Consider the following 20,331-nt stretch of genomic DNA (forward strand, 5'->3'; position numbering starts at 1 on the left):
AAATGTCAAAAGTAAAATTAGGAATCAATGGATTCGGGAGAATTGGAAGAATCGTTTTTAGAGAATCTTTTAACAGAGATAATGTAGAAGTAGTAGCAATCAACGATTTGTTAGACGTAGATCACTTAGCTTATTTATTGAAATATGATTCAGTACACGGTCGTTTCAACGGTACTGTTGAAGTGAAAGAAGGAAAATTATATGTAAATGGAAGAAACATCCGTATCACTGCCGAGAGAAATCCTGCGGATTTAAAATGGAATGAAGTAGATGTAGATGTAGTAGCGGAATGTACCGGTATTTTCACCACAATCGAAACTGCAACGGCTCACATCACTGGTGGTGCTAAAAAAGTAATCATTTCAGCTCCTTCTGCTGATGCTCCAATGTTTGTAATGGGTGTAAACCACGAAACTGCCAAAGCTTCAGACCTTGTTGTTTCTAATGCTTCTTGTACTACAAACTGTTTAGCTCCTTTAGCTAAAGTAGTGAATGATAATTTTGGAATTGTTGAAGCCTTGATGACTACAGTTCACGCTACAACTTCAACTCAAATGACAGCTGATGGTCCTTCAAGAAAAGATTGGAGAGGTGGTCGTGCAGCGGCTATCAATATCATTCCATCATCAACAGGTGCTGCAAAAGCAGTTGGAAAAGTGATTCCAGCTTTGAATGGAAAATTAACAGGTATGGCTTTCCGTGTGCCTACTGCTGACGTTTCTGTAGTAGATTTAACTGTAAAAGTGGCGAAAGAAACTACTTACGAAGAAATTATGGCTGCTTTGAAATTAGCTTCTGAAACTACTATGAAAGGAATTATGGGATACACTGAAGATGCTGTGGTGTCTCAAGATTTTATCTCTGACAAAAGAACTTCAATCATAGATGCTGCTGCAGGTATTGGATTGAGCTCTACTTTCTTCAAATTAGTATCTTGGTATGATAACGAATACGGATATTCAAGCAAATTGATTGATTTATCAGTTCATATCGCAGGTTTAAAATAATAATTATTGCCAATAAAAATCCCGTAAATTTGATATTACGGGATTTTTTTTCTTCAAATTTTACTGAAAATTTGTACTTTTGGCAGATACAACAATCTAACATCTTCGGATGTAATTATTAATAGGAATTATATTTTTTATCTTAAATCGTAATTCCAAAATCCTAAATTAAAATGAGATTATTAGTTGATAGTGGCTCTACAAAAGCCGACTGGATTGCCATAGATGAGGATGGAAAAATATTATTTACCACCAGAACTTTAGGTTTGAATCCAGAAATCCTAGATGAAGATGAAATCATCGAGCGATTAAATGACAAATTTGATATTTTACAAAACAAGGATAAAGCCACACATCTTTTTTTCTATGGGGCGGGTTGCGGTACCGATAGAATGAAAATTATGCTTTCGCAAGCTTTTCAAAAATATTTTTCGAATGCCATTGTCGATGTTCAAGAAGATACCTATGCAGCAGTTTTTGCGACAACGCCTAAGGGTGAGCAAGCTATTGTGAGCATTTTGGGTACAGGTTCTAATTGTAGCTTTTTTGATGGAAAAGTATTGCATCAAAAAGTACAGTCTTTGGGTTACATTGTGATGGATGATTGTAGCGGAAATGTGTTCGGCAAAGAATTAATTCGTAAATACTATTTCAATAAAATGCCGAAAGAATTAACTGTAGAATTTGAAAAAGAATACGATTTAGATCCTGATTTCATCAAAAATAAATTGTACAAAGAACCCAATCCTAATGCGTATTTGGCGACTTTTGCTAAATTTTTGATTCAAAATAAAGATCACGAATTTTGCAAAAAAATCATTTACAAAGGGATGAAATCTTTTATCAAAAATTACATCAAACAATACGATAATCACAAGGAAGTTCCGGTACATTTTGTAGGTTCTATTGCTTTTTACCTCAAAGACGAATTGCAAGTGATGTTCGATAAATACGAGATGACTTTAGGAAATGTGTTGCGACGACCAATCGATGGTTTGATAGCCTATCATATCGCAAACAAGTAAAACAACCTTAACCTGATTTTCGAATCAGGTTTTTTTATAAACTATATAAAATGGAAATAGCAATTATAGCTCACGACGGAAAAAAAGCCGATATGGTTCAGTTTTTGAACAAAAACAAAATAGTTTTGCTTCGCAATGATATTCGTCTTGTTGCTACAGGCACAACCGGTTCAAAAGCGGAAAGCGCCGGTTTCAAAGTCAAAAAAATGCTTTCTGGTCCGCAAGGTGGCGATGCTCAAATCGCAGGAAGAGTGGCAGAAGGGAAAACCAAAATGGTTTTGTTTTTCAAAGATCCTTTATCGAGTCACGCCCACGAATCGGATGTGAATATGTTATTGCGTGTTTGCGATGTGCATAATATTGCCATAGCCACAAACGAAGCCGCAGCTCAATTATTTATAGATGCTATTGCGAAGGAAAATTGATCCAACTTTAGATTGCTGTGATTTATAAGGAACTGAAAAATGTTTTGAAAATTGAAAAATTCCAACTATTCTTAGAAAAAACAGTTGAACGAACACAGACTATGTATCAACTGGAAATTATCCTGCCTGAATCATTCTATGATACAAAAGTCCTTCTAAAAAGGGATGAAAATCAAAATCAATTAATCTAAATTCTATACAAATTGTAATAGGGTCTCCTATCGCGGAAAACAATCAAATGACTTGTTTTTTGGGCGTATTAATGTAATTTGGGTTCATAAAAATATTAGTTGATTTGTATAGCACCCATACTTGGACGTCCCTTTATTGTGTTGTTCATAATATCTTTGTCCATTTTTAAGTCGAACAATAATTTTACGTTGCAATCGGGTAAAGTTGGAATTTCGATTCCTTTATTTTTGATTAGTGCCCGATTTTGTGGACTATAATCTTCCGTTTTTAATCCTCCTTCTTTGCGATACATTGGATTTCCGATTATCGGTTTTTCATCTTTTATTTTTAAATCCTGCGGCCAATTAGTTTCGGAAAAAAAGAGATTGTTCTGAAAGAAAACATTTTCAACTTGAAGACCATTTTGGGCATCCCTTTTGTTTTGATCGCCCAAAACAGCTTTCGAAAGCCCTTTGATGCAAAAGATATTATTGGCAATTACAACCCCATTACTTGTGTTATCGATAGCAAATTTTGCCTCAATGGAAGCATCGGAATAAATCGTATTGTTATAAAAATAGGAGTTTACCGGGCCTTTTGGTTCTTTGTTCCCTTGATAGCCACTCAACCAAAAAACTTTCCCTTCTTGAAAGGCACCATCAACGCCTTTGACGCGGTGACCGTCATTGATGCTGATGTTGTAACGGTACATACAATTGTAATTATTGCCAAGAATTTCGCAGAATCCTCCCGCGTTGTGCGCACTAATATTGTATTGCAAAATAATATTATCACAATTATAATCGATGTGGGCTCCGGCAGAATCTCCTGGACCATTCGCGTAAAGAAACTCGTTTTTTTCTATCAAAACATTCGACGAACCCCAAGTCCAAAGACCGCTACCGCGACCCCATTTTCTGGAATCATTATTAGATCCGGAGTGAGAGACTGTGTTTTGAGCCACATATACATTTTCTACCTCCGACATTTGAATTCCCGGCCCGCCTGTGTTTTCAATTTTATTATTTAAAAGCTTTATTTTTTTGATGTTTTTTTGGGTTCCCGTTAATTTAATACCGGTATGACAAACACTATTGATATGACAATTTTCAATGTTAACGTTTTCGATAACATTTTCAAGATTATCATTTAGGATCCGAATTCCCCAACCGTATTTTTGAGTACCATTTGCTGTTTTAACTTCATCTTTGCCCCTAACGAAGCCGGGATTTTCATAATACACATCCTGCACAATGATGTTTTTTATCAGGATATGCTCAATAATTTTCGATTTTTTTGCAGTTAATAACAATCCACATCGCATTTTAAGACTCTGATCCTCCTGATTGTATCCGTTGGCGGTAAGCTTTATATTCGATAATTCTATGAAACTGCAATCTTCTAATAAAATACCATTGGCTTGGCTTTTGAAATCGATTATGGCCGGTAATTTTAAATCATTTCTTTCCCATTCAATAGCAGTGATAACGATGGGATTTTTGCGTGTTCCCTTTTGATTAATCAGGTTTAGACTTCCTGTGTACAGTTGGCCAGAAGCAAGCAGTATTCGGTCTCCTGCGGTAAAATTAATTGCAGTGAAACGCGCGAAAGTTTTGAAGGCATTCTTTTTAGAAACACCAGAATTCAAATCATTACCATATTTAGGGTGGATATAATAGGTAGTAGCTATTCCTTTTTGTGCTAATACCAACATTAATAGGACGAGAAGTATCGATTTAAAGTTCATTTTTTTATGTTTTTTATCAATAGGAAAATGTGTTGGTATATAATAAATAGAGTGGTGCTTTGCTAAAAACACCACTTCGTTTATTTTTAAAGATTGACTTTACTACATTTTTAGACTTGTAAATAAAAATCTACAAGCAGAATCAGATTTTACCAACCTTCATTTTGTTTTAGTTTTGCATTTTTGAAAATCTCGGATTGCGGTATTGGATATAAATACATACGCTCCGAAAAAGGTCTAACTTCTAAGAGTTTCACTGCAAAAGTTAACGCATTATTGGTACCACGGGTAATATTCATTGCAAAGATATCCTTAGTCTGGTCTCCAATTTTCCAACGACGGATATCCCAAAAACGATGGTCTTCGAAAGCTAGTTCCACTCGTCTTTCATTACGAAGTTTTGTTCTGAAAGCATCCTGACTCATACCATTAGGGAAGCGCGTTATTGTAACTCTATTTCGTAAAAGGTTAACTGCTTGCGTGGCTGTAAGTGCCGCTGTTGGTGGTGTTGTTGTTGATGGAACTGAAAATTCTGGTCCGCCATATCCTTCATTTACCGCTTCAGCATAATTTAATAATATTTCCCCATAACGGAAAAGTGTCCACGTATGCTCTCTACTGCCAATTGCTCCAACTTTAGGATCTAGATTTATTGATTCGACCACGTATTTTCTTAAATAGTAGCCCGTTTTTGTTGCGTTCGCGAGTGGCAATCCATTTTTACCCCCAAAAAAGGATTCGACGGCAGTACCTTTCCATTGCGCACCATTAAAAAGAATAGTCTGTGCTAGCCTCGCATCTCTACCAGCATACGGTGAGGCAGGATTGTAGCGCGATGCTGGATCGGTAATTGGCAATCCGTTTATTCTCATTTCATAGGCATCAACTAAATTTTGTGAAGGACAAGTTCCTGTGCCACCACCTTCATAACCTATAGGGAAGTTTCTTCTTTCAAACCCATTAGACGCTGCTTCTCGTCTTTCTAATATTAACTCAGGACCCGGTGATAGAGATGTATTATTTACCACTGTGGCGTAGCTTGATGCTAATGAATACGTATTCAAGTCAATTACTGCCTTAGCCGCTTGGGCCGCTTTTTGCCATAATAATACATCGTTTCCAGGATTGTGCAATGGACTTGCTGCATACAACAGCATCCGCGCTTTCAAGGCCAAAGCTGCCCCTCTGGTTGCACGTCCTGTTTCTTTTGCTCCTGTAAAATTGGCATAGGAAAGTGGCAATTTTGGTGCGATGGCGTCGCATTCACTAACAATAAAATCAACTATTTCCGTAAAGGATTTTTGTTCCACATTGGCCGCTTCTTCAGGCGTTAAGACAGTAGTTATGAGCGGAATATTTTTGTACCTTTTTACCAATTCAAAATAAAAAAATGCGCGTAAAAATCTGGCTTCAAATGGATAGTTATTGTATTGCGCCATTTGATCTGCGTAGGTATCATTATATTTTAATTCTGGAAATGTTTGGCCTGCGGATTCTACTAGAAACATATTACTGGCTCGGATTCCGGCATACATATTGCCCCAAACATCGTCTAAAGGTTGAATGGCACTCCAGGTTCCATCGTTAAACTTTTGTACATCAGATAAATCGTTTACGTGTTCTGCCTCGTCCGATGCGGTGGCACGCATCGCTCCGTCAACACTATTGAAATCACTTGGCAAATAAGCATATATCGCTGATAAAAAGCTTTTTGAACGAGCAAATTCTACGAAAACAGTTTCTTTGGTGTTAAATGATGTTTCGTCATACTCCAAATCTTCACAATTTATAAAAGTAAAAAATAGTAAAAAAATTAATCCGTATTTGCTATAGTTTTGTATTTTCATGGGGTCTTTTTTTTAAAATTCTAATTTAATTCCAAGGTGGTATGATGCTAAAGTTGGATAATTAACACCAATAGATTCAGGGTCAGCAACTTTAACATCGTCAATAGAGAATACATTCATTCCTCTGGCATACAATTTCGCTTTATCCATTTTCACTTTTTTAGTTAAATGCTGAGGGAAATTATAGTACAATTCGAATTGTCTCATTTTTAGATAATTTCCAGAGGTAAGCCAGATGTCATTTCTACGATAGTTATTGTCGTTCGCTAGCATTGTTAGCCTTGGTAAAGTCGCTGTTGCTGCTGTTTCTGGTGTCCAAGCTCCTGCGGAAAACTCACTGATATTATTTTGTCCCACCAATGGCCAGAAGACACTTTTAGTACTTAAATATACGGTTTCGTTAGCCGCTCCTTGAAGTAGCATATCCATTCCAAATCCTTCCATTTCGAATCCTAAATTGATGGCGTAATAAAGTTCTGGATTTCTATTACTATAGCCTAAGGCAACAGTGTCAAACTCATCGATGACTTTATCTCCATTTTGATCTTTATATTTTATATCTCCCGGTCTTACTACCGAGAAAAGTTGTTTTGGACTATTGTCAATGTCGGCTTGGTTTTGGAAAAATCCTAAACTTTGAAGGCCAAATTGTTGTCCGATGGGGCGACCGGTTTCACTTTGATAGGGAAATGGTTGAAATTCTTCATTCATATTGATAATTTCATTTTTGGCATAGGTAAAATTACCTCCTATGAAATACTTTAGTTTGCCGGCTTGAGTTTTCCACATGATGGAACCTTCAAAACCTTTATTCAAGACTTCTCCGGCATTTTCAGAAGCGGCGCCCACGCCAATCAAAGTAGGAACTGCTCCTCCTGTAGAAACGATTATATCCGTGCGCTTATCGCGAAATGCATCGAAACTAATAGATAAATCTTTAAACATTTCCATTGTTAAACCAACATTCATTTTTTCTGAACTTTCATATGTAAGACCGTTAGCGGCTAAGCGACCTTCTCGAATACCAGCGTTACTAGTGTTATTAACGCCAAAATAGTAGGTTCCCCCAGCATTAAATGCCTGTTCATCGAGGTTAGGCGACATAATGTCATTACCACTCATACCCCAAGAACCTCTAAGTTTTAGAAAATTGATAATCTTACTATTTTTTAGAAAATTTTCACGGTTGATAATCCAACCCGCTGATACCGCTGGAAATAGCCCAAAACGATTTTCTTTAGGTAAAATATCGGTTCCGCTATAGGATAAAACGCCATCAATATAATAGCGATTTTTATAGGAATAACTCGCTGATCCCATAAAATTTTGATGCAGAAAGGTGTTGTATTGGCCGTCATTTACACGCTTATCTTCTTGAAATAATGCACTTGCGCTCAAATGATTTTCGTTCCATTTTGTTTCGTAATTTATTTTGGCAATACCTGTTGCTTGTCGTACTTGATCGCCAAAACTGTCCGAATAACTTAGGTCTGCATCGGTGCCAAACTGTTGTGGGGTTCCGAATACGACATTACCATTGCTGTCTCTTGTGTAAGGGACATTTTCGTAAAGATATGTTTTTGTTCTATTTTCAAAGAAAGAAGCATAATTATCATAAGCGACGGCTAGTTCTGCAGATAGACCTTTCACCCAACTACTTAAATCTTGAACGAGTTTACCATTGGCGAACAGGGTCCTATAATTGGGTTTACTTACGCCAGTTGAAGTGGCGGCCGCTACTGGGTTGTTCCCGTAAATATTCGTTCCGCCCCATTCTCCATTTTGCGTTTTAACAGGAAAGGCTGCCGCTGGTATACTATAAATTCCATTCATTATATTGTTAGGAAAATCACCATTGGAATTGTTGCGAAGTCGAGCGTTTGGTTCACTTTGGCCGCCAATATATCCAGAGGCATCTACATAAAATTTGGTTGATTTGGTGAGTTCAATATCAAGGTTGGTTCTAAAGTTCAATCGGTCGTATTTTACGGAACTATCGTAGCGCGCGTCGAGGTTGCTGTTGTCGATTAGTCCTCTTTCATTTTGATAGTTTAGGGACGCGAAATAATTGATACTTTTTCCTCCTCCATAAAAACTAGTGTTTAAGTTATTGGTAATTCCGTAATCCTTGAGTGTTTCGTCCCACCAGTCCACATTAGGATGGGAATAGGGACTAAGACCACTTTTAAAGTCTCGTAGGTCTAGGTCAGAATACACAGGCGCATTTCCATCTAAGGCACTTGCCTGATTCACGGCGTTTGCATAGCCATAAGAGTCTAGGAATTTAGGTTTTCGGGTTGGCATGTTCCATCCTCTATCGTAGGAAACATCTACATTGAAAGTATTCTTTTGCCCTCTTTTAGTGGTTACCAAAATAACCCCATTGGCCCCTCTTAAACCGTATTTAGCTAGGTCGGTTCCGTCTTTTAAAACGGTAACGTTGTCAATATCCTGAAGAGCAAGTGAGGAGATGGATCTTTCGAAGCCATCAACAAGAACCAGGATCCTGTTGTTTCCTGTCGTTCCCAAACCACGGATAAAAAAACTAGGTTCTCTATTCCACGGTTCTCCTGCATTTTCCATTACCATTAATCCTTTAAGTTTTCCGTAAAGACTTTCTGATGGATTAAGCAAAGAACTTTTCTCTAATTTGTCAGAATACACCAAATCAAGTGCAGTGGTAATTTCGTCTGAAGATTTGGTAATTCCGAAACCACTGTTGACTCTCTTGTCGCTGTTCAGAAGTGCAATTTTAACCGAATTTGAGTTAATACTAGCTATTTTTTCCCTTTGATTAAAAAGCACTTTTATTTGCCCGATTGATGCTATTTCTAGTGTCACATTGCCCTCTTTATCAGTCATACCTGATTGCTCAGGATTTGGTATCGAGGAGACCATAGCTCCAGCTATTGGTTTTTGAAATTCGTCGACTACATTTATTTTTACACTAGCATTCTGAGCACACACGGTTGCAGTGTTTATTAAAAGCAGCATAAAGAACATTAGTCTGCCGAATCCGATCTTTTTGGTGGTTGTATAATCTTGAAAATGATCGGCTTCAATGGCAGTAAGGTAGTTCTTCATCTTCGCTTCATTTAATTGTTTGGTTATTTTTTGATTCATTTGATTTTGATTAATTCATTCAAATTCTATTTGTTTTACCATCCTGGGTTTTGCACTAAGCCATAACCTTTGTTCACTTCGTTCGGAGGAAATGCGCTCAAATACCATTTCGGTGACCAAGTGTTTTTCCAGTGGCGAGCTTGCAGTTCAACTGTTTCGTAACTGTAAGTGCCGTTAGCATTTTTGGTGGTATTTACGCCGTGCAACGCTCTTTGAAATAGGTTGGCTTTTTTATGTCGTATTAAATCGAACCAACGCACTTCTTCCCATCCAAACTCGCACGCACGTTCTGTTAAAACAGCTTCGCGAAACGCCTCTTTAGATAATCCTTTGGGTAAGTCGCCGAGTCCAACTCGATTTCTAACGATATCCACGGCTGCATAGGCTTCTGGTGTTGGACTGCCATTGAATTCATTTATTGCTTCAGCATAGGTTAAATAAATTTCAGCCATTCTTAAATAAGGCCAATGCACGATCGACGGCATAGAAGTGGCAGCATCTCTTTCTAGTAAAAATTTTCGTAATCCAAAGCCAGTTTTGCTACCATTAGCAGCAAGTGTAGTTCTTTCAAGACCTCCAATCCACAATTGGGCGGTTCTTCCTTGGTAGTAATCCCCATTTACAAGTACGGTTTCGTACAATCTGGGGTCGCGATTTTCCCAAGGATTCATATTAGGGTTATAGCCGGAATTTGGATCATTGATTGGTGTGCCGTCTTTCATTGGGAACATATCCACATATTCTTTAGTAGGACAGCCGGTTCCGTACCCACCAGCACTTTGATAAAAGTAGTAATTAGCAGTCCAATAGCCACCGGAGCGGTAACGTTGTCTTGTACTGATAAGCATTTCTTTTGTGCCACGTTTGTAGTAGGCATCTTGAAAATCTTTTCTAAAGTTTCCTGTGCTTACTAGACCGTAATATCCTTGGTCCATTAATTCTTTAGCTGCGTCGGCGGCACGTTTCCATAGGTTAGGATCTTCACTGCCGTGCCATACTAATTTTTTAGCAGCTGCTTCGCCATCCATATAGGGTGTTCCTGAATTGAAAAGTGGGCTAGCTCCAAATAGTAGTAATCTAGCTTTAAGTCCAAGGGCACTAGCTCGTGTAAATCTACCATCGTCGTTGAGCGTATTCGCATATACCCATGGTAAATCTGGTTCAGCTTCTTCAATTAGTGCGACAATTTTATTCATCGTCTCTAAAGAAGTTAAACGTGGTAGGGTCGTTTCATCGGCTGGCGAGTAGGTGCGATCTACCCACGGTAATCCTCCAAAATGCCTGTACATATCGGTATAATGTAAGGCGATAATCATTTTGGCTTCTGCTTTCATGCGTTTTACCAAATTTTTTGTTGCCTCATCAGGAGCTGGGATTTTATCAGCATTTTCTATAAAATTCCAACCAATACGGATACCTACCCAACTATTTTCTTTGGTATAGTGGTATTTTGTACTGTTGCTAGTGTTTTCGCTAGCTGCAGCATATTGACCACTATAATACAATTGGTTTGGACCTCCCCAAGACAAATAACTTTGGTTAAGATCACTTAATGATTCTAAGATGTCCATTCCTAGTTTATCGTCTTTGGCACCCCAGTCTAGATTTAAACCATAGGGCAGGGTGGTATAGCCTCTTGTAAGGTATCTAGTTGCGAACTCTACAGAGCTAAAGATGGTATCTTTAGTTACATCTACACTTGGTTCCTTCTCCAAGAATTTATCTCCGAATTCGACATCGTCGCAGCTGCTTAAAATTAGTAAGGCGACAGCAATACTGAATAATAATTTTTTTGTTTTCATAACTTTTTTTATTTATTGCTAATGAAATTATAAGAAATTTAATTTTACTCCTAAATTATACAATTTTGTGAGCGGATATTCTTGAATAGAGCCCGTTCTAGTTTCTGGATCGGTGATGTCAAGCTTAGAAAAGGTTAGCAAATTATTTCCATTAAAATAGAAACGAAAGGTCGATAGTCCCACTTTTTTCAGGAAAGTACCCTTAAAATTGTAACCTACCTCAAATGTTTTTAGTCGAATGTACGAAGCATCACGTAACCAAAAATCTGAATTTTTCGAATTATTTAACGCACCTTGAAAAGTTACTCGTGGAAAAGTAGCGGTACTTGCCGTTTCTGGTGTCCAAGCTTCGTCTGCCATATATTGCAACAACGATCTTTCGCCACTTGTTCCGAAAGGAGTTCGTAAAGACTCATCGAGTAGTCTCGAGGTATTTGTAGCACCAACCCACGACATACTTAGGTCAAAGTTTTTATAGGTAAAACCTGAATTGAAGCCAAAGATGTACTGAGGGTAATTTGGAAACCCTATTGCTCTTTGATCGTCCTGATCAATAATATTATTACCATCTAAATCTTTATAGACCATATCTCCGGGTTTAAGTGGGTACAGGTGATTAGGAACATTGGCAGGTACATCATTTACGCTATAAAATCGATCAAATACATAGCCGAAAGGTTGTCCAACAGGATTACCTGTTTGGTAAAGATAGGGCTGACTTCGTGGGACTTCGTCGATAAATACTATTTTATTATTAGAATAAGATACATTAAAATTGACTCTATAATTGAAATCTGCGCTTACTTTGTCATTCCAGTTCAATTCCAATTCATACCCTTCGTTGTACACTTCACCTACGTTGACGGCAGGAAGACTGTAACCTACAAATTCTGGAACAGTTCCTCTATTAGTTAAAATATTGGTTCTATTTTCATTAAATACATCAAAAATAATGCCTAGTCTGTTTTCAAGAAATTTTAATTCAACACCTAAATTACGTTTTGTAGCTGTTTCCCAAGTAACTTGTGGGTTACCAATAATTCCCTCTGCTGCTGCTGGCTGATTGGTCCCGTTTTCTGTTCCAAAACTGTAACTGCCACTGTTGGCATCGAAACTATCTGGTAAATAAAGGAAGCGATTGCCTCCAATTCTATCATTACCAACTAATCCGTAGGACATTCTTATTTTAAAGAAATCGACAAATTTGAGTTGTTCCATAAATTTCTCTTTGGAGGCAATCCAACCCACTGAAAATGCGGGGAACACACCAAAACGATTTTCTGGCGCAAAATTTTCAGAGCCATTGTAACCGATATTAAAGTCGGCAGAGTATTTTCCTTGATAATCATAAGTTATCCTTCCGGCAATACCTACTAAACCTCTCGGAATATCTTGATTTGAGGTTGGATTACCATTTGTATCTGTTGGATAAAAATCTTTTTGTGCATTGTACAGTAATAAACCTCCAAAGTTATGATCGCCAAATTTTCGGTTATAATTCAAACCGGCTTCTATATACCAATCTCTGTCTTTTCCTTGGGCCTCGCTGTAAGAAAGGTTCCCGTTGGCTGAGGTAGTTCTATACCCAATCTCATCGCTGTTTCTGTCAACAGTTGGATCTAAATCTCTTAAGAAAAAAGGTATAAATCGCATAACACTTGTTGCTCTATTTTTAGTATGAGTATACAAGGTGTTGTAGGCAAATTTGGTTCTAAAACTTAGCCCTTTCACGAATGTTAATTGTTGGGTTAATTCAAGGTCAAAATTGAGTCTATTTTGTAGAATATTAGAATATCCTAGACCGTAATAGGAACTTAAAGGGTCTTTTTTGGTCCCTGTTATATAATTATCACCACCAATGATGTAGTTACCGTCGATTATACCGGGGCTAGAGTAGGGCTGCGACCAGTAAATTTCTCTAAAAAGTTGATTGATGCCACTGTTCGTTCTTGGTTCATTTCGAATACCAATTTGCCCGCCGATGGTAACTCCTATCTTAGTTGTTTTAGTCACATCGATGTCTAAATTGGTTCGGAAGTTGTAGCGTTGAAAACTAAAATTGTAATCGTAATTTGCATCAAATGTGTTAAAAAGTCCGTCTTGGCTTATGACACCAATTGAGGTAAAATAACGTACATTATCATTACCACCTGAAATACTAAGGTTTGCTCTTGATTGGGGTGCGTAGGGTTTCAAGATGTAATCCAACCAATCCGTATTGGGATAGATTTGAGGATAAGCGCCAGTCCTAAAGGCATTCAAAGCCTCTGGTGTAAATTTTAATTCCCCCACAGTTATTAATGGATTATCACTTATACGCGCATTATTGTGAACTGTTCCGTAAGTATAACTATCTGCAAAATCAAGCAAACGAGTCGGTTCTTGTAGACCATAAGAATATCCAGCCGTGATAGAGGCTTTGCCTTTAGAACCACGTTTGGTTGTTACAATTACAACTCCATTTGCACCACGCACGCCGTAAACAGCAGTAGCAGAGGCATCTTTAAGGATAGAAAAACTTTCGATCTCATCGGCATCTAAACCTGTAAACGGGCGCTCAACACCATCTACAATAATCAAAGGTTGCGATCTATCCTCAGATATCGTGGCTAAACCCCTGATGAAAATACTGGGATCGTCGGCGCCTGGCCTTCCGGAAAACTGAACCGTCGACACACCGGTAATCTGTCCGGCAAGTGTATTGGCAATGTTTACACTGGGCGATTTACTTAATTGTTCGCCACTTAAGGCAGTAATAGCTCCCGTAACTGATATTTTTTTCTGTTTGCCATAAGCAACAACCACCACGTCTTCTAAGTCTGTGGCGCTGGTGTTCAATTTTACATTGATTACGCTCTGGCCATTCACAGGAATTTGTTTGGTTTCAAAACCTATAAAACTGAATTCGAGGACGCTTTTAGCAGTTGCACCAATTTTGTATTTCCCATCCGAATCAGAATTAACGCCTCTTTTGGTTGTTTTATCTATGATGTTTACCCCTGGTATAGGAAGTCCTTGGCTGTCCGTTATCTTTCCAGATACTTGCAATGACTGTGCCCACGAGGAAGTACAAATTCCCAGTAAAATGATCAGGTGAAGAAGTAATTGAAGGCTTTTTTGTTGTATTCTCATTGGATTAAATTTTCATTTGGTTAAGAATTGGTTCGTTAGTTTCGTGATTTTTGATAGCTTCGCCCAACATATTTTATAATAAATGCAACGCGTAGCTTAAATAATGTAATGTGATTTTTTTAATTGTTTAAATAATATCGTTGTTCGTACTATTTAGGGCTGTGAAACAGACCTTTCTGTTTGTTTTAATTTTAAAATCTCAATTTAGAAACGCTAGCTATTTGCTACAAATTAGGCAGCAGTACTTTATCTACAACGTGTATAATTCCGTTCCAGCACTGAATATCCGTGGTTTCTATTGTTGATAACCTGTTCTTTACATCTTTAATTTTTGCGCCTCCTGCCATCTGAACAGTTAATTCTTCATATTTTATAGGAGCTGGTGGCGTCGTAGGAATTACTAATAGGCTTGGTATTTTTTGATTATCGGTCAAACTACTCGCTAGCGCGTTATCACTTGCGCAGTGGTAATTTACGATTTTATTCATATTTGCAGGACTAACGGCAGCGATACCTCCGCTTGGTGCTAATTCTACGTTAAGATCATTGAACGCTGCATTTGTTGGTGCGAAAAGCGTTACTGGATCGATGGGTAGAAAAAACTGTTGCTTTCCTTTTTCGTAAAAGTTAGGAAGTGACAAACGATTCAATAAGGTAGTACCTGCATTTTTTGTCACGACATCAAGCATCGTACTTAATTTTGGATTCAGTTTAAGGTGAGTCGTAATCATCGGGAAATCAATAACGCCGTCAACAATATGAATCGTCCCATTTGAGGCAGTAATATCTGGCGATGTTACCGTCGCAACTCCATTTAATTTAACACCAGAAGTTACATCAACATACATGCTCATCGTATTCATTTTAGAAATACTGCTTGTAGCTAAAGTGTTGACATAACCCGTTTTTAAATCTGTCGATTTAATGTTGCCGAGAACAATATGATTTAACAACAGCTGTTTCAGCAGATTTACTGGAACTTTATTTATCGTAACGGGTGGCTTTTTGGTAGGATCTGGATTGGTCCCAGGGTCATAATAATTTGCCATCGTCAAGTATTTTTCAAATGCTGCGTTGGTAGGCGCAAAAACAGTATATGGCTCAGACGCTTGAAGCGTTTGTGATAAATCTGTTGCCGCCAGAGCATTGACAAAAAGCGACAAGTTGGGGTCACTGGTAGCAACGGTCAAGATGGTATTGTCCCTAAAGTCTGGGTCCGTATCTTCTGATTTATCGCAAGATGAAATCAGCACGGACAAAGACAAAAGTGAAGCTGCAATTTTAAATTTTGAAATGAATTTCATGGTTTGAGGAATTGTTTGGTTTTAAACTTAAAAATTAACTTTTTAACACCACAAAAATAACAACATACAACGTTTTAGTTGGGTGCAAATAATGCAATTAAGAGGTCAAATAATGCAATTTTAAAATAGTTGTTGTTTTTAAAGGCGTTTTCGAGGTATTTCACTTATCGTAAAGTAGGTAAACCTTATATGCTCAATGGTTTAATTGACGCCTACTAGTTTATGAGTTGAAAATTGATTTTAGATTTTTTTTCAGATATTATTTATTTTTCTTAGTCATTTTTGCCTTGTATTTTGATGGTAAACAGTCAAATTGTTTTTCAAAGGATATCTTAAAATATTTATAATCATTAAAGCCTACCTCATACGCAATTTGGCTTAAATTGAGGTCGTCAAGCAAAATCAATTGTGCTGCTTTTTTTAAGCGAATAGAGCGGATAAACGAGGTCAGCGATAGGCCAGTCAACGATTTTATTTTACGGTATAAGGTCGATTGACTCATATTTAGCTCATCGACCATCAATTCAATGCTAAAGGAACTATTCTGCATATTGTTTTCTACCAAAAGGATCGCTTTGTGAATAAAGGCACTTTCTACGTTATCGTCTTTATCGGTTTCTTCGATGTTAGGCTCAAATTTTATTTTGTTTAACAACAGCGCTCTTACTTTTTTTCTGTTTTCGAGTAAATTAGCAATTCTAGCTTTGATTATTACCGGATTAAACGGTTTGGTTATATAGTCATCTGCTCCGGTTTGCAGCCCTTGAATTTCAAATACAGTCGAAGATCGCGCAGTCAATAATATGATCGGAATGTGCGAAGTTATGATTTGTGCTTTCAATTCAGTGCAAAGCGTAATGCCGTCTTTTACAGGCATCATTACATCACTCACAATGAGGTCAGGGATTTCGGTTGAGGCTATTTTGAATCCTTGGTCGCCGTCACCAGCTACGATAATATTATACGAATCCGATAGAATATCTTTCAAATATTCTAGTATATCTTGATTGTCATCTATGAGTAGGAGGGTGTTTTCTTTTTTGTTAATGCTCAAATTTTCTATTTGATTTTCATTCCATTCCGTGTCATAGGCGTTGATGTTGTCGGTATTAATGAAATTAGCGTCGATTTCGCCTTCGTTATAATTTAGACTTAAAGGGAGTTTTATGATAAATTCGGTACCCTTATTTATTTGACTTTGTACCTCAATCGTCCCGTGATGTAGTTCAATTATTTTTTTGGAGAAAGACAGTCCAATTCCACTGCCAATCATTTCGGTAGATTCGGCAGATTTAATCTGGTAAAAATGATCGAAAATTTTGTCCAAATAATCGGCTTCCATTCCGAGTCCTGAATCTTTAACAGAAATGATGCAAAAGGTGTCGTTTTTGGATACTTCCAAAGTGATTTTGTCGCCTGCGTTACAATATTTTATAGCATTGGAAAGTAAGTTACATAATACAATTTCAATTTTGTTTCTATCAAATGGGAAAAGGATTTCGTCTTCGCTGTGCTTAAACTTGTATTTGATTTCTTTAGATTTTGCCATTTCGTTAAAATACAGATGCACTTCTTTCGAAAACCTTACGATATTGCCGTTGGATACATTCAATTGCAACAGACCGTATTCTGCTTTTCGAAAATCTAACAATTGATTGATTAGATTCAGGAGTCTGTTGGCATTTCGGTCAATGATACTTAGTTTTTTAGCAATTTTCGGACTCGCCTCTAAGTTTTCCATAAGTTCATTGAGTGGGCTAATAATTAGCGTCAACGGCGTTCTGAACTCGTGGGAAATATTGGTGAAGAAATTGAGTTTTAATTCGCTCAATTCCATCTCTTTTTCCTTGTCATTTCGGGCAATTTCTAGATTGTTTTTAAGCTGTAATTGATTTTTGTAGAATTTTAAAAAATAATAAACGAGTGAAATGATCAGAAGCAAGTAAAGCATAATCGCCCAAGGGCTTGTCCAAGGGGAATTCAATATTTCGATAGTGATACTTTTGGGTTCGCTCCAGGTTTGATTGTCGCGAGTGGCCGATACTTTGAGAATATATTTTCCGGCATTAAGACCGGCAAAATTGATTTCGTTTTGATTTTGAATATCAAGCCAATTGTTTTGATAGCCTTCTAATTTATACCTGTATTTAATATTTAATTTGCCCAAAAAGTCATTGGTAATGAATCCGATTGAGAAAAATTTATCGGTATGGGTCAGTTGAATATTATCAACATAGCTGAAATTTTTATCAATAATTTGATGCTCGTTTTTTTCGATCGGGTATTGAATGATGCTATTATTGACACGAAGATTGGTGAATATCACCTCGGGTAAGGAATTTGTACCCTTAATGGTATTTGGATTGAAATAGGTGATGTTGTCAATTCCCCCAAAATAGAGCACGTTATTTTCAAAATTATAAAAGCTTCTATTGTTAAATGAGGTTGTTTTTATGCCGTCATTTTCGCCATAACTTATAAAGGAGTGTTTTTTTTCGTTGTATTTTACAATTTCAGTTTTGGTACTCATCCATAAATTAGATTGGGCATCAAAAGTTATGGCACAAATAAAATCACTATTCAAGCCATTTTCCTTGTTGAGTTCGTATTTAATGGCGAGTTTTTTGTTTTCATACCCTAATTTAATCAATCCGCTAGGGGTTCCAAGCCATATATTATCCTCTTTGATGGCAATTGAATTAATGATGACACTCGGCAATTTATCATTTATCAAAAGCGATTTTGCATTAAATTTTCTCCTGGCTTTATCATATAAATGCAAACCATTATAAGTGCCTACCCATATATTTCCCTTCGAATCCTCTTTAATACCGGTGATGCGATTGTTTTCAATTTTATTATCGCCAGTTTTCAGATCCGAATAAAATCTGTAGGCTGCACTATTGTTAATATCCTTCAGCGGAACAACGGCAAGCCCGTCTAACTGTGTGCCTATAAAAAGAGTATTGCTTTGGTCAACATAAAAAGCGGTGGCTTTGAATATTTTTTTTGAGGTGAAAATTATTTTAGCAGCAATCAAGTCATAAATATAAAAACTGGTTTTCGTACCGACATACAATTTATTTTGATGCTCGTAGAGTGAAAGTATTTTGGTTAAGCCAATCTCTTTTAAGGGTTTTAAATTCGAAAAATTGGTGCCTGAATAAAGTCCATTAATCAGTGTACCAACAAATAAGGTGTTTTTCCATTTGTATATTGCACCAAAATTCAAATCTCCGTTCAGTGATTTAGTATCAATTATTTCACTTGCATTTTGAAATCTCTTGCCTTCAATTAATTTTACAACCCCACCATTGGCAGTGGCTACCCAGGTTTGATTGTTCTTGTCATGATGTACTTTGAGTATGGTGTTATAGTTTGTTTTTAATTTACCTGAATCAAGAGTGACAAGGTCTATTTTGGAGAATTTAGTCAAATCAGCATTACTTCTGTAAAGGCCTTGAAGCCAAGTACCAATCCAAAGCCTGTTTTTGGAATCTAATGAAAGTGTTTTATAGAAATCGCTGTGTACGCCGGTTTCAATAGAATCTATCTTTTGGTTTTTAAAATCATATTCGTATAATTTTGTGCTACTCAAGGATGTTCCTATCCATAATTTATTGCGTTTTGAATCTAAAATTAAATCCGAAATATTCGTTTTTAAATTGTAGTTGAGCGTCCGCTCGCCATTGGTATTAAATTTTGCTAGTGTTTGATAGAAACTAATCCACATATTGGATTGATTATCTTTGACGATACTGTTTATTACAGACTTTATCTTGATGTGTTTAATCAATTTATTTTGGGAAGGATTAATTACAAAGACACCGTCTTCCCAGGTTCCAATCCAAATATTACCCTTGTCATCAGCGGCAATCGCTTTTACATTTATACCGCCTCTTTTACCGACATCAATGAGGTGATTGTAGTTTTTAATGGCGTTATTTCGGATATCCAATGATGAAATTCCCCCACTTTTTGTTCCTATCCAAATGATTTCCGATTTATCCTTAAATAAAACTTCAATGTTTTCATTTTCAAGTTTTTTATAACTTTTGCCGGGTTTTATATTTTCAAAATTATACCCGTTATATTTCGCCAAACCATTTTCAGTGCCAATCCATTTTACATTATGATCGTCACTGATTAAAGAGGTAACATAATCGTGTGGCAAACCTTGACTCGTAGTGATGTATTCCATAACGTAGTTGGAATCGTCAATTTGAGCCTGAATTAACGAGAAAAATAATAGGCCAAATAAGAGTAGTGTCTTTTGCATTTTAGAATCACTTTTGAATTAAAATTTGGTTTTTTTGGAATGTTATCTCTTTTTTACCGAATAGAAAATCACATAAACGAGTCAATATTTTTTTCTTTGATTTTGATACTACATCCTTGTAAAAGTAGCAGTATTTAGGGTAAAAATAAGGAATGATTATACAAATGCCCATTCCGACCCTTTTATTGAACGAATTATACCCCTATTGATAAGGTGTTTAGCTTTATTTTTGCTAATAGAACTTTCCGAAAACGTTACCGTAAAATTACAAAACTAATGCAAATACCAAAAATAGTGATGAGTGGCAGGCACAAGAGAATAACTATTAGGAAAAGATTGGTTTAAAATTTTCAAGCAAAAAATGATCCAATAGTTCAATTTTTTGAATCCGACCGTTCGTTGAATGCTGGTTCAAAATAAAATGAAAAGTACTTCAACAGAAATAGTATACTATACAAACCCAATTAAT

The 20,331-nt window shown here is 36.8% G+C and carries 10 protein-coding genes; 3 read left to right on the forward strand and 7 right to left on the reverse strand.

Annotated features, from left to right (window positions below; genetic code table 11):
- Window positions 1-2: 2 nt before the first annotated feature.
- From gap to E1750_RS16390, 3 genes are all read left to right on the forward strand, one after another.
- Window positions 3-1,007, forward strand: coding sequence for a type I glyceraldehyde-3-phosphate dehydrogenase (gene gap, locus E1750_RS16380; RefSeq protein WP_133277801.1), 1,005 nt, complete (start codon window positions 3-5; stop codon window positions 1,005-1,007).
- Window positions 1,008-1,180: 173 nt separating this feature from the next.
- Complete coding sequence (locus E1750_RS16385) at window positions 1,181-2,032, forward strand: N-acetylglucosamine kinase (protein WP_133277802.1); 852 nt, start codon at window positions 1,181-1,183, stop codon at window positions 2,030-2,032.
- Window positions 2,033-2,082: 50 nt separating this feature from the next.
- Window positions 2,083-2,457, forward strand: coding sequence for a methylglyoxal synthase (locus E1750_RS16390; protein WP_133277803.1), 375 nt, complete (start codon window positions 2,083-2,085; stop codon window positions 2,455-2,457).
- A 286-nt stretch (window positions 2,458-2,743) separates the two neighbouring features.
- Here E1750_RS16390 and E1750_RS16395 read toward each other — a convergent pair whose 3' ends face one another.
- The 7 genes from E1750_RS16395 to E1750_RS16425 all read right to left on the reverse strand — a co-directional run bounded on the left by E1750_RS16395 (window position 2,744) and on the right by E1750_RS16425 (window position 19,862).
- Window positions 2,744-4,375: a right-handed parallel beta-helix repeat-containing protein gene (locus E1750_RS16395; RefSeq protein ID WP_133277804.1), complete on the reverse strand. Its 1,632-nt coding sequence runs from the start codon at window positions 4,373-4,375 to the stop codon at window positions 2,744-2,746.
- Window positions 4,376-4,524: 149 nt separating this feature from the next.
- Window positions 4,525-6,222, reverse strand: coding sequence for a RagB/SusD family nutrient uptake outer membrane protein (locus E1750_RS16400; protein ID WP_133277805.1), 1,698 nt, complete (start codon window positions 6,220-6,222; stop codon window positions 4,525-4,527).
- A 12-nt stretch (window positions 6,223-6,234) separates the two neighbouring features.
- Entirely contained in the window at window positions 6,235-9,345 is a 3,111-nt protein-coding gene (locus E1750_RS16405; RefSeq protein WP_133277806.1) for a SusC/RagA family TonB-linked outer membrane protein, read from the reverse strand.
- A 35-nt stretch (window positions 9,346-9,380) separates the two neighbouring features.
- The gene (locus E1750_RS16410; RefSeq protein WP_133277807.1) at window positions 9,381-11,147 is read right to left on the reverse strand and encodes a RagB/SusD family nutrient uptake outer membrane protein; all 1,767 of its coding nucleotides are present in this window, start codon (window positions 11,145-11,147) and stop codon (window positions 9,381-9,383) included.
- A 27-nt stretch (window positions 11,148-11,174) separates the two neighbouring features.
- Window positions 11,175-14,279 carry a SusC/RagA family TonB-linked outer membrane protein gene (locus tag E1750_RS16415; protein ID WP_133277808.1) on the reverse strand — a complete coding sequence of 1,035 codons (3,105 nt, stop codon included), beginning with the start codon at window positions 14,277-14,279 and terminating at the stop codon, window positions 11,175-11,177.
- Between the two features lie 224 nt (window positions 14,280-14,503).
- The gene (locus E1750_RS16420; protein WP_133277809.1) at window positions 14,504-15,583 is read right to left on the reverse strand and encodes a fasciclin domain-containing protein; all 1,080 of its coding nucleotides are present in this window, start codon (window positions 15,581-15,583) and stop codon (window positions 14,504-14,506) included.
- Between the two features lie 259 nt (window positions 15,584-15,842).
- Window positions 15,843-19,862, reverse strand: a complete 4,020-nt coding sequence (locus tag E1750_RS16425; protein WP_133277810.1) for a hybrid sensor histidine kinase/response regulator transcription factor — start codon at window positions 19,860-19,862, stop codon at window positions 15,843-15,845.
- Window positions 19,863-20,331 lie beyond the last annotated feature (469 nt).

Source organism: Flavobacterium nackdongense, from assembly GCF_004355225.1.
GTDB classification, from domain to species: Bacteria; Bacteroidota; Bacteroidia; order Flavobacteriales; family Flavobacteriaceae; genus Flavobacterium; species Flavobacterium nackdongense.